Origin of the sequence: Paenibacillus sp. FSL W7-1287, from assembly GCF_038004245.1 — a bacterium.
GTDB lineage: Bacteria > Bacillota > Bacilli > Paenibacillales > Paenibacillaceae > Pristimantibacillus > Pristimantibacillus camelliae.
In genome coordinates this window covers 390,098-402,178 of the sequence record NZ_JBBORD010000001.1, presented here as the reverse complement: position 1 = coordinate 402,178, position 12,081 = coordinate 390,098, and the positions used below count along the sequence as shown (strand labels likewise).

Genomic DNA, 12,081 nt, shown 5'->3' with positions numbered 1-12,081 from the left:
TGTAGTGAGGAAATTAAGGAAATACTGTGAACAGTAGCGCAATTTTCGTTCATGCTTGCTCGAAACGGTGAGCATATATCGAGGACAATTTATGCTGCTTATGTCATAATAGACAGAAATACATAAAACAGGAGGATCACTTATGGGTGTGCGCCACGCGCGTGAATATCGTGATATTTTACAAGAGCTAACAGATGCAATAAGTAATATTGAGGATTGCTATCTGTTTTTTGAGATGGATGTAGAAGCATGGAACGAGCTGCAGGGGGAAGAAAAGCATGAGGTGCTTGAGGCTCTAGCAGATGATGTATTCTATGGACTTGGCGAGCATCCGGAGATTGAGGTCGGAAGCGGGCAAGTGATATATAACTCTAAGCTGCATCACATCGTAGTGAAAACGAATGATCAAGTGTATCACACCGTTCGGTTAATCTAACAACAGGGGCATGCGGAGCATACCTGCATGCCTGATTTAAAGGAGTTTAGACGTGAAAAAAATATTGTGGCTTGGCTGCCTTTCATATCTTGTTATCGGAATTGCTCATATTATCGGTGGATCGATTCTAGAGCAGATCGTCACGCATTATGAGATCTCATATGCCGATGGCGGCCAATGGATTATGAATCAGTTTTTAGGCTTTTTAGTGGGGGTATTATTAGGACCTTCTCTATCGACAAGACTAGGGAAAAGAATTACCATCGTCATTGCTTTTAGCGCTTTAACACTGGCAGAAGGGATATATAGTCTGCTTCCAGCGTGGGAATGGATGCTAATCATTGCGCCTTTTGCTGGATTTGGCTTCGGTATGATTGAATCAGTAATCGGGGCATTGATCATCGACTTGTTCAAGGATCAAACCGCGACAGCGATGAGTAAAATTGAAACATTTTTTGGATTAGGTGCACTATTTATTCCGCTAACAGCGGCTGTACTTATTCGATATCATATATGGGAATGGTCATTCCCGATCTTAACAGCAATAAGCGGCATAACCTTGTTGCTTTGGCTTTGTCTTTCATTCGGTAAAGACCTCGATGATAAAATTTCACAGCCTTCTAAGCAGGAGCGTGCCGCAGTGCTGCATAAACCGAAGTATCAGCAGCGAGCGTTGCCGTTTCTCATTCTGGCTATGATGTTCTTCTTCCTGTATGTTGGCGTCGAGATGAGTGTATCGAACTATCTACCATCGATTATGATTGAGCGAAGCGGACTCTCTGAGTCAAGCGCTGCAAGCATGCTTAGCTTGTTCTGGGTATTTATGGTAGTTGGTCGTGTGTTCTGCGGCGTGTTGGCTGACCGTTACGGCTATATCAAATACTTAATCGTGTCGATGGCCGTTGCTGTCATTGCCTTTATAGGTATGGTGTTCATTGAACAGGCATGGGCACAATTTGTGATGATTGCATTAAGTGGTTTAGGGTTTGCAGGAGTATTTGGCATTGGTCTTGTGTATGTGAATGCATGTCTACAGGGCATGACAGATCGCACAACGAGCTTGCTTGTCGCGTGTGGAGGCGTAGGGGGCGCATTGTTCCCTAAGCTGACGGGATGGTCTATGGACCAATATAATGCGGCAACTACGATCTCCATTGTTGCGGCGTTAGTTGCTATTATGCTAACGTTCATGATCGTCATGATGGTTTACGGTGGCAATCGTAATTTACAGGAAGCTTTACCAGCTACTCATAAATAAATATTAGTCATCATGCAACAAAGGAACGATGCTTATCGTCTATAAGGGTGTTCAATCAATGATCAGGACTAAGCTTAAAATAAGCTTATAGGATTGAACAGACAAGACAAAGCATCGTTCCTTTTTACTTGCGAGTGAATAGGTACAGGCAGTCATATTTGTACAGGTTGTGCATACATTTATAATACAGCTATCCTAAGATCGGAAAATAAAAAAGAGATACGAGTGCTCTAGTAGAGCCATCCTATCTCTTTGTCACTTATTTACTTGCTTCTACGTAATTTTCGTACTGTTCATCGGATAGTACACGTCTAGCCGTTACATAACGCGGCTTGTAGTAAGAAGAGTCTAGAGAGTCAATAGTAACGCCTTTGCTTGTAGAAGCGTGAGCGAATTTACCATCGCCTATGTAGATTCCTACGTGCGTAATACCTCCGTTGTTAGAGCCGCTTGTATCAAAGAATACAAGATCGCCAGATTTCAAGTTGTCTTTAGCAACTTTTGTTCCTTCAGATGCTTGATCTGCAGAACGGCGAGGTAGCTCAACATCCATCTTTTCGAAAATATAACGAACAAATCCAGAACAATCAAACCCGCTAGTAGTATTACCGCCGTACTTGTACTTTGTTCCTTTTACATCCTCAATATTGGTAAGCATTGAAGACGAGCTAGCAGAAACGCTTCCTGCTGAGAACGCTAACAGTAAGGTGATCGCTAATACCATTATGCTAAGCTTTTTCACAATTTAAGTCTCCTTCCAGATGTGCCGACGAGGTTAGCTGACGGGTTCGGTTGAAGGTTCCCTATGAATCTACCGTCACGAGCACTCGCAACGCAGTTCAATTCACCCCAAATGGATCCCCCGTTTCTCATGATTTCTCATAAGAATTTGGCAATAGGCTTACTTGTTACTTGTCAGATGTTACAAGCAATATAATAAACTGAAAATCTAATTCTGTGTAAAATGTGAGAAGATTCTAATCGTTTTCATATTTCTCTCAGAATTGATAGGATAGAGAAATAAGATACGTATCCGTCAAAAACGCTAAAACAGGTTGATGAAACGGATGATTTGGTGTGTAAAATGGGTGTATTTTCATGAAAAGTTGTGTATCATAGAGGGATAAATACTCGCTTACGTGAAAGGTTGGTATAGATGGAAAACAGTAACGAAACGAAATCAGTTGCTTCTAATTTTATAAAACATATAGTAATAGATGATTTGCAGGAAGGAAGAGTAAATGAGGTCATCACTCGTTTTCCACCAGAGCCTAATGGATATCTACACATTGGTCATGCGAAATCTATCTGCCTTAACTTTGAACTGGCAGATGAGTTTAAAGGGAAAACAAATCTTCGCTTTGACGATACGAACCCAGTAAAAGAGGATACTGAATATGTAAACTCGATTAAAGAAGATGTTCAGTGGCTTGGATTTGATTGGGACAATCTGTACTATGCCTCTGATTATTTTGAAGAGTTATACAACCGCGCGGTGCTACTTATTAAGAAGGGCAAGGCCTATGTATGTGACTTATCTGCTGAGGAGATGCGTACGACGAGAGGGACGTTAACGGAGCCTGGGCAAAACAGTCCTTATCGTGATCGCTCCGTGGAGGAGAATCTTGATCTGTTTGCACGCATGAGAGCGGGAGAATTTAAGGACGGAGAACGTGTGCTTCGTGCAAAAATTGATATGGCTTCATCTAATATAACGATGCGCGATCCTGTCTTGTACCGTATCGCTCACGCTCATCATCACCGCACAGGCGATGCATGGTGCATTTATCCGATGTATGACTTTGCTCATCCGCTAAGTGATGCAATTGAAGGCATTACACATTCGATCTGTACACTTGAGTTTGAGGATCACAGACCGTTATATGACTGGGTTGTTGCAGAGTGTGAGATGGACGCTCAGCCGCGTCAGTATGAGTTCGCTCGTCTTAACATTACAAATACGATTATGAGTAAGCGATATCTGAAATCTCTCGTCGATGAGGGTGTTGTAGAGGGCTGGGATGATCCTCGTATGCCGACGATCAGTGGGATGCGTCGCAAAGGCTATACAGCGGAAGCGATCCGCAACTTCTGTCGTGAGATTGGCGTAGCGAAAGCGAACAGTACGATTGAGGAAAGCTACCTGGAATATTTCATTCGCGAGGATCTAAAGCTGAAGGCTCCGCGTACGATGGCTGTACTAGATCCGATTAAAGTCGTAATTACAAACTATCCAGAGGGTCAAGTGGAATGGCTGGATGCAGAAATTAATGCTGAAAATCCAGAGATGGGCATCCGTCAAATTCCGTTTTCTCGTGAGATTTATATTGAACGCGAGGACTTTATGGAAAATCCGCCGAGCAAATACTTCCGTTTGTTCCCTGGCAACGAGGTTCGTCTTAAGCATGCTTACTTCATCGTGTGCAATGAAGTTGTAAAAAATGAGCAAGGCGAAATTATCGAGCTACGCTGCACCTATGACCCTGAGACGAAGTCTGGCAGTGGGTTTACAGGTCGTAAAGTAAAGGGCACGATTCATTGGGTAGAAGCATCGATGGCAGTTCCAGCACAGCTGCGTTTGTTCGAACCACTAATTGAAGATGCGCCGGAATTGAAGGATGTACCGTTTCTTGAGCGGATTAACCCTAACTCTATGCGCATCGTTAACGGATATATTGAGCCTAACATGAAGGATGCTCAAACAGGCGACAAGTTCCAATTTTTCCGCCATGGCTATTTCTGTGTGGATCCTGCTAGAGGCGAAGACAATCAACTTGTGTTTAACCGAGTTGTCTCTCTAAAAAGCTCATTTGATCCAAAGAAGGCTTAAGGTGAACGATAAGATGTATCTTCATCTAGGCGGGGATATTTAATGAAGCATGAAATGATTGAGGAGTGAAGCAAGCGTGAGTAAATATTGGAGTCCCCTTACTGCCTCGCTAGAGCCGTATGTGCCTGGCGAGCAGCCTAAGGATAAAAAATATATAAAGCTGAATACAAACGAAAACCCATATCCTCCTTCACCGCTTGCCATTGTAGCGATGACAGATGCGATAAATGAGGATTTGAGATTGTATCCTGATCCTAATTGTGACGTGCTTGTCCAAACGCTTGCTCAGCATGCTGGTCTATCACCAAAGCAAGTATTTGTAGGAAACGGCTCAGATGAAATACTAGCATTTGCTTTTGCGTCATTCTTTGACCCAGGCAAGCCAGTGCTATTTCCTGATGTGACGTATAGCTTTTATAAGGTTTATTCGAAGTTTTATGGCATTACGCCTAAGCTTATACCACTAGATGAGCAGTTTAACATCAATGTAGAGCAATATACTGGCGACCATGGCGGTATCATTATTCCTAATCCGAACGCCCCTACAGCGATGCCACTATTGCTAGAGGATGTCGAACAACTATTGAAGAATAATGCAGACCAAGTTGTTATTATTGATGAGGCTTATGTTGATTTTGGTGCGGAGTCGGCTGTCACGCTTGTTAACTCCTATTCCAATTTACTCGTCATTCAGACATTGTCTAAGTCACGTTCGCTTGCGGGCCTGCGAGTAGGATATGCGTTTGGCTCTGAGGAGCTAATCGAAGGTCTTAATCGTACGAAGAACTCATTCAATTCATATACCATCGATCGCGTTGCACTAGCCGGTGCTGTTGCCGCGATAGAGGATCAAGCGTATTTTAGAGAAATGACAGCGAAGGTCGTTGCGACGCGTGAACGAGTTGCTGAGACGCTAGAATCTCTCGGTTTCATTGTAACGCCGTCTAAAGCGAACTTCTTGTTCATTTCGCATCCTTCGTTTGCAGCAAAGCAGCTATTTGAGCAGCTGCGCGAGCAAGGTGTGCTTGTACGTTACTTTGCTTCTCCGCGTATTGATAACTTTTTACGTGTTAGTATTGGAACAGATGGGGAAATGGATGTATTCCTTCAATTAGTGAAGCAGCTTACTCATTAATTTGTTTTATTAGTGCGTAACTACGACCATAAATTAAGCCAAAAACGATCTCTTGCACTCAGATGCAGGAGATCGTTTTGTATGGTTAACGATGTATATTTGATTATCAACTGTTGAATCTTAATAGGCAGGAGTGGGGCGATATTGACAACTATAACTGTAACGTTTATTATTACAGTATAAAGCAGGGAGGCCCACTGAAGTGAATAGTGAATTTACAATTGCAGTGCATAGTTTAGTTTATTTGGCTAACCTACCGGATAGGATGGCCAGTAGCGAAATGATTGCTGAAAACGTAGGTACTCACTCAGCGCGAATTCGGAAAGTAATGAGTGGTATGCGACGCAGTGGCTTCGTTAATACTAGGGAGGGCTCTGGTGGCGGGTATCGTCTTACCATTGATCCAGATACGGTGACATTAGCTGATGTGTATCGTGTTATGGCACAAGGCTCTTTAATACCGAGCTGGTGCTCTGGAAATCCAGAAACCGATTGTATGGTAGGTTCGAATATGAATACTGTCATGTATGGTATCTTCTGTACTGCTGAGAAAAAACTGGAGGAGCATTTCAGCCATATTACAATTAGTGATGTACTGAAGCAAATCCATGAATGTTAAACACCTGTCGGTGTGTAGGGTTAAGCCCTTAATCATATTACATTAGTGATCAGAGAGGATGATTGTAATGGCAATCGTATTAACAAAAGATAACTTTAATCAATCTATCGAGAACGGTGTTTCTCTTGTAGATTTTTGGGCTCCATGGTGCGGACCTTGTAAAATGCAGCTTCCTATCGTTGAAGAGCTTGCTACTGAGCTAGAGGGTCAAGCAACTATCGGTAAAATCAACGTTGATGAGCAGCCAGAGCTTGCAGCACAATTTGGAGTAATGAGTATTCCAACGCTTATTTTGTTCAAAGACGGTCAACCCGTTGATAAAATGGTAGGTCTTCAAAGCAAGGATGCACTAAAAACGAAAATCGCCAACGTTTAATATTGTAGTTTTTATAATGAGCTGTCCTTACAGTGTTTCACTGCAGGGGCAGCTTTAATTATGCATATCGATCATGAAACGGTGCCATTATACTTATAAATTCATAATCTACGTCTAACTTTTGAACATCGTAACGAATCTGGTTATGGTCTTTCTTTGTCGCCTAACCTAAGGTATAATGACGAAAGTTATGTTCTAAACGGGAATTTAGTGATGCTCAAGAAGTTATCATGAAAAGTTAAGCAGAAGCTTACGTAGTACTTTTCATGAACAAAAAGTATATCAAGAAGTTATCATGAAAAGTTTTAGGAGTTGAAATTATGGGTCTTTCATGTGGGGTTGTTGGTTTGCCAAACGTGGGTAAATCAACCTTATTTAATGCTATTACGCAAGCAGGTGCGGAATCTGCAAACTATCCATTCTGTACTATTGATCCAAACGTAGGCGTTGTTGAAGTACCTGATACACGCTTGGATAAATTAGTGGAATTAGTAAAGCCTAACAATACTGTGCCGACAGCGTTTGAGTTCGTTGATATTGCTGGACTTGTAGCGGGTGCGAGTAAAGGTGAAGGTCTAGGCAATAAGTTCCTAGCACATATCCGCGAGGTGGATGCGATTGTTCATGTCGTTCGTTGCTTCCAGGATGAAAATATTACGCATGTATCCGGTAAGGTAGATCCGCTTAGTGACATTCAGACAATTAATCTTGAGCTGATTCTAGCTGATATCGACTCTGTGGATCGTCGCATCGAGCGCTCACGTAAAAACATGAAGGGCGGCGACAAAAAAGTTGCACAAGAGGTTGAGGTGCTGGAGAAGGTTAAAGAGGCATTGTACAATGACAAGCCAGCACGCAGCATAGAGCTATCAGAAGATGAGCTTACCCTTATAAAGGAATTACATCTGCTTACATTAAAGCCTGTGCTTTACGCAGCGAATGTTAGTGAAGATGATGTAGCTAATCCTGAGGATAATGAGTATGTGAAGATCGTTCGCGAATTCGCTGCTAACGAAGGCGCGGAAGTTGTTCCGATTAGCGCGAAGGTTGAATCCGAGATCGCTGAGCTTGATGGCGAGGATAAGGAAATGTTTCTTGAGGAGCTCGGACTTGAGGAATCAGGCCTGAATCGTTTGATTCGAGCTGCATATAAGCTACTTGGTTTATATACGTACTTTACAGCGGGTGTGCAGGAAGTGCGCGCTTGGACGATTCGTAAAGGAATGAAGGCCCCGCAGGCAGCAGGAGTTATTCACACCGATTTTGAACGTGGTTTTATACGAGCGGAGGTTGTCTCTTTCGAGGATCTTGCCGCAGCGGGTTCTATGGCTACTGTTCGCGAGCGCGGTCAGTTGCGTCTTGAAGGTAAAGAGTATGTCGTGCAGGATGGCGATGTCATGCACTTCCGATTCAACGTGTAACAAAATAATTGTGCTTCGTCTCCAAACTGTGGATGGACGGAGCACTTTTTTATATTTGAATCAATTTCATAATGTATAGTTACAGATTCGCAGATTAGCCCAATTTGTGCATATCCATTTTTGAAAATTATGCTGCTTGTTCATTCAAATGACGATTTAATCGATCACATACAAGTTTTGTACAATTGTAAACCAATGCAACCAAGTTAAAATGAAACTTCGCTTTTTGACCGGTTCGATGTCGTATATTGTTCAATTGGAAGAATTCTTTTAAGTAAGCATTTACTCGTTCTACGGCAGATCGCTTCTTAGAGATTTCCTTCCATAGCTTCGAACCACGAGCTGGTGCCGTATATTTTCTTATATCCGTTGAGATCTTCATTTTGTATACCTTTTGACAAAGTGTATCCTTCGCTAATGGGCAATGATCGCATTCTTTTGGACGAACATATTTCAGCGTTTCATACTTTGAATCATAACTGTCGTAACGATACGAATGCTCTCTGACACAAGTTGGCGCAAAGTGTTCGTCAAATCCAACAAGTTCTGGCTCTCGCCTACGGTTATAGGCAATCACGGCGTGTGCCTTCATTTTACGAACCTGTCGGTATATCGCTTCATAATCATAACCTGCGTCCATCGTTGCATAGGTGAATTTGAATTGTGGATGCTGTGAAACAAGCCCTTTTAGGAGAGGTATGGCGGCTTTACCATCATTCAAACTTCCAGAAGAGAGCATCGCTCCGAGAATATATTGACTCCGTGTACCTACAGCCAAATGACCTTTATAGCCAAACCAGAACGTGTTTTTCCCGTCACTGTTTTTCTTGACTCCCCACTGTGGATCAAGTGGCATTTGATCTTTTAGCACGTGGAAAGATACTTCAAGTTGTGCAGCAATTTCCTTCTCGAAGATAGGCTTTTGTTCCTCTTCTTCTTGCTTTTGTTTCAACCAAGCTTCACGTTCAGTCTTTGATTTTCGCCCACGCTTTTTAGGCTCCTGCTTATCCTTGTCTTGTTTTACAGGTGCTTGGTCTCGTGCTTCGATATGGGTAGCATCAATAGCAACCGTATCATCGGTAATGAATCCTTCTTTCATCGCTTGTGTAAGCAACTGGGTTTGAATCTCTTCAAGCGCATCGCATTGGCTCATCCTATTCACCAACCTAGAATAAGAGGCCGCTGATGGAATAGATTCTGACAACATAAAGCCACAATCCAAGCGGAACAAGATGTCATGCTGCAGACGTTTTATTAAATCTTTAATCGTCGGGATTCGTTCGATGATTCGGATGATCAATGAATAGACCATTGCTCTGTAATTCACTTCAATAGGCGCACCATAACGCGACGTTTTCTTGACCAAACGCAAAATGGGAGTGATGTCGATCGTAGCGAAGATTTCACGAAAACGATCTTTTTGTTCCATTTTATAAAGTTCTTGCAAGGTAAAAAGGCTCTCATGTCGAATATATGGCATAGGGAGTTCATCCTTTCATCTCATTCGGTATTGTGTCGTTACTGTACCTTTTCGAGATTTGGGGAGGTTCTCCTTTTTATGTGCCTTAAAATACTAGTCATAGCAAGACTTTCGATTTATGAAATTGATTCATTTATGTGTATATTATAGTAGGAAATAAACTAAACTGTGGATAACTTTATTAATTCATGTGTATATTTACCCAGAGTCTGTGGATGAATATGTGAATAGTGTTGATAACTTGTTGGTAAATGATTATTTTATAACTTCCAAAAAGCTATGAGTTCTAAGCTGCCTTTGGATATGTTATAATAAAAATTATTTTATTTTGAGGAAATGACAGAGGTGAATAACGTGTTAGATCGTTTACAGGCACTAGCTGATCGGTATGAAAAGTTAAGCGAATTGCTGTGTGATCCAGATGTAGCTAGCGATCCAAAACGATTGCGTGAGCTTTCAAAGGAGCAATCGGATCTTCAAGCTGCCTATGATGCCTATACTGAATATAAACAGGTAAGTCAGCAGCTCGATGACGCTAAGGAAATGCTAGCCGAAAAGCTTGATGATGATATGCGCGAGATGGTCAAGATGGAAGTTGATGAGCTATCTGAACGCAAAGTGGAGCTTGAGGAGAAGGTACGCATATTGCTTCTTCCGAAAGATCCGAATGATGACAAAAACGTCATTGTGGAAATTCGCGGAGCTGCGGGCGGAGATGAAGCCGCTTTGTTTGCTTATGAGCTTTATCGTATGTATACGAAGTATGCTGACGCTCAAGGCTGGAAAACAGAGCTGATGGAATATACAGAAAATGACTTGGGCGGATTTAAAGAAGTTATCTTTATGATTAATGGTAAAGGCGCATACAGCAAGATGAAATACGAAAGTGGTGCGCATCGTGTTCAGCGTATTCCTGTGACGGAGTCTGGAGGCCGTATCCATACCTCTACCTCTACTGTTGCAGTGATGCCTGAGGTTGAGGACGTTGAAGTTGAAATTCTTGACAAAGATATTCGAATCGATACCTTCTGCTCCAGCGGTGCTGGCGGACAGTCCGTTAACACGACGAAATCCGCTGTTCGTGTACTGCACGTACCTACAGGTATTATGGCAACGTGCCAAGACGGCAAATCGCAAAATGATAATAAAGCGAAGGCGCTACAAGTGCTTCGTGCCCGTATCTATGATATTCGCCGTCAAGAAGAGGAAGCGAAATATGCTGGCGAGCGTAAAAGCAAGGTTGGTACAGGGGATCGAAGCGAACGTATTCGCACATATAACTTCCCGCAAAGTCGTGTAACAGACCATCGCATTGGTCTAACTCTTCATAAGCTTGATTCTGTCATGAACGGTGATATGGACGAGATTATCAATCAGCTTACTGTAGCAGAGCAAGCAGAATTGTTAGAGAACGAAACAATGGGTGCATAATAAAGTAATGCGTAAGCGTGAGCCGGAGGCAGCTTGTTGTGAGAGGCTGCTGCAGGCTTGCGCTTTTTTACTACCATGGCATGTATTTCGATTTGATAGTTATTGAATTAATTCTTAGAAGGAGGTGGACCTATTGACACAGCAACCTTCACTTATTGCAGCTTGCCAATCGGAAGGACATACCATTTTTGAGAAGCTTCAGCTAGCGACTGCTTTTTTACGTGACCAAGGTGTAGGTGAGGCGAAGGAAAATGCCGAGCTGCTGCTGTTGCATGTGCTTAAGCTTGAGCGCGCACAGCTGCTCCTTCAATGGCAGGAGCTATTCCCGGCTAATCGCTTAGAGGAGTGGGGAGCGTGTCTAGAACGTAAAGGTAATGGCGAGCCGATCCAATATATTACGTCAGAGGCATGGTTTTACGGCCGCCGTTTTGCTGTATCGCCTGCTGTACTCATTCCACGTCCTGAGACAGAGCTGCTCGTAGAAGCGGTGCTAGAGCGTACGTCACAGTGGGCAGAAGCTTCACTCCACGTGCTTGATGTTGGTACAGGCAGTGGAGCAATAGCGGTTACGCTGCAGGCTGAGCGTCTTTCTTGGAACGTAATCGCCTCTGACCTGTCCCACGATGCGTTAGCGCAAGCGAAGCTAAATGCAGGGCAGCACGAGGTATTGGACAAGATGAGCTGGGTTCAAGGCGATCTGCTACAGCCCTTCCGCACGGCTGATGCATTAAAGCATAACGAAAATATCATCGATGTGCTTATCTCCAATCCGCCATATATACCAGAGTCGGATATGGAAGGCTTGCAGCGTGAAGTAAAGGACTATGAGCCGCATTTAGCGTTAGTTGGCGGTAAAGATGGCTTGGATCCTTATCGAGCAATGATTGATACGATAGCAGAGCTTCCGAATAAGCCAAGGCTCGTAGCTTTCGAGTTAGGCATTCACCAGCCAGCCATCGTTGCAGATCTGCTGCGTTCACTCCATGCATGGGACGAAGTGAGCATCATAACTGACTATGCAGGCATTGACCGTCATGTGCTTGCTATACGCTCGTAAATAAAAACAAGCATGACTTAGATACTGATTAGGCACCA

The 12,081-nt window shown here is 43.0% G+C and carries 11 protein-coding genes and 1 riboswitch; of the genes, 9 read left to right on the top strand and 2 right to left on the bottom strand.

The annotated features are described in order from the left end of the window. Positions 1–142: 142 nt before the first annotated feature. Together NSQ99_RS01885 and NSQ99_RS01880 are read left to right on the top strand one after the other, a co-directional pair. Positions 143–436: a hypothetical protein gene (locus tag NSQ99_RS01885; protein ID WP_340834676.1), complete on the top strand. Its 294-nt coding sequence runs from the start codon at positions 143–145 to the stop codon at positions 434–436. A 52-nt stretch (positions 437–488) separates the two neighbouring features. Then, on the top strand, positions 489–1,694 hold the full coding sequence (locus NSQ99_RS01880) for an MFS transporter (protein ID WP_340834674.1): 1,206 nt from the start codon (positions 489–491) through the stop codon (positions 1,692–1,694). Between the two features lie 259 nt (positions 1,695–1,953). On the opposite strand, the gene NSQ99_RS01875 is transcribed toward NSQ99_RS01880, so the two are convergent. After that, entirely contained in the window at positions 1,954–2,436 is a 483-nt protein-coding gene (locus NSQ99_RS01875; protein WP_251670143.1) for a C40 family peptidase, read from the bottom strand. Positions 2,437–2,443: 7 nt separating this feature from the next. After that, positions 2,444–2,599, bottom strand: a riboswitch (cyclic di-AMP (ydaO/yuaA leader). Between the two features lie 251 nt (positions 2,600–2,850). On the opposite strand from NSQ99_RS01875, the gene NSQ99_RS01870 reads away from it, so the two are divergent. From NSQ99_RS01870 to ychF, 5 genes are all read left to right on the top strand, one after another. Continuing rightward, complete coding sequence (locus NSQ99_RS01870) at positions 2,851–4,524, top strand: glutamine--tRNA ligase/YqeY domain fusion protein (protein ID WP_340834670.1); 1,674 nt, start codon at positions 2,851–2,853, stop codon at positions 4,522–4,524. Positions 4,525–4,600: 76 nt separating this feature from the next. Next, the gene (hisC, locus tag NSQ99_RS01865; protein WP_340834669.1) at positions 4,601–5,659 is read left to right on the top strand and encodes a histidinol-phosphate transaminase; all 1,059 of its coding nucleotides are present in this window, start codon (positions 4,601–4,603) and stop codon (positions 5,657–5,659) included. Positions 5,660–5,861: 202 nt separating this feature from the next. Then, complete coding sequence (locus tag NSQ99_RS01860) at positions 5,862–6,278, top strand: RrF2 family transcriptional regulator (protein WP_251670137.1); 417 nt, start codon at positions 5,862–5,864, stop codon at positions 6,276–6,278. A 67-nt stretch (positions 6,279–6,345) separates the two neighbouring features. Beyond that, positions 6,346–6,654, top strand: coding sequence for a thioredoxin (gene trxA / locus NSQ99_RS01855; RefSeq protein ID WP_251670135.1), 309 nt, complete (start codon positions 6,346–6,348; stop codon positions 6,652–6,654). A gap of 320 nt (positions 6,655–6,974) precedes the next feature. Then, positions 6,975–8,075 (top strand): redox-regulated ATPase YchF, encoded by a 1,101-nt coding sequence (gene ychF / locus NSQ99_RS01850; RefSeq protein ID WP_251670133.1) that lies wholly within the window; start codon positions 6,975–6,977, stop codon positions 8,073–8,075. Positions 8,076–8,202: 127 nt separating this feature from the next. Here ychF and NSQ99_RS01845 read toward each other — a convergent pair whose 3' ends face one another. After that, positions 8,203–9,555, bottom strand: a complete 1,353-nt coding sequence (locus NSQ99_RS01845; RefSeq protein ID WP_340834664.1) for an IS1182 family transposase — start codon at positions 9,553–9,555, stop codon at positions 8,203–8,205. 354 nt (positions 9,556–9,909) lie between these two features. Here NSQ99_RS01845 and prfA point away from each other — a divergent pair, with 354 nt between their 5' ends. Further along, complete coding sequence (gene prfA / locus NSQ99_RS01840) at positions 9,910–10,986, top strand: peptide chain release factor 1 (RefSeq protein WP_251670204.1); 1,077 nt, start codon at positions 9,910–9,912, stop codon at positions 10,984–10,986. A 133-nt stretch (positions 10,987–11,119) separates the two neighbouring features. After that, positions 11,120–12,043, top strand: coding sequence for a peptide chain release factor N(5)-glutamine methyltransferase (gene prmC / locus NSQ99_RS01835; protein WP_340834662.1), 924 nt, complete (start codon positions 11,120–11,122; stop codon positions 12,041–12,043). The last annotated feature ends 38 nt before the right edge of the window (positions 12,044–12,081 follow it).

Coding starts and splice junctions, on each gene's coding strand:
- NSQ99_RS01845 (WP_340834664.1), bottom strand. CDS start 9,555: ATGCCATATATTCGACATGAGAGCCTTTTTACCTTGCAAGAACTTTAT.
- trxA (WP_251670135.1), top strand. CDS start 6,346: ATGGCAATCGTATTAACAAAAGATAACTTTAATCAATCTATCGAGAAC.
- ychF (WP_251670133.1), top strand. CDS start 6,975: ATGGGTCTTTCATGTGGGGTTGTTGGTTTGCCAAACGTGGGTAAATCA.
- NSQ99_RS01885 (WP_340834676.1), top strand. CDS start 143: ATGGGTGTGCGCCACGCGCGTGAATATCGTGATATTTTACAAGAGCTA.
- NSQ99_RS01870 (WP_340834670.1), top strand. CDS start 2,851: ATGGAAAACAGTAACGAAACGAAATCAGTTGCTTCTAATTTTATAAAA.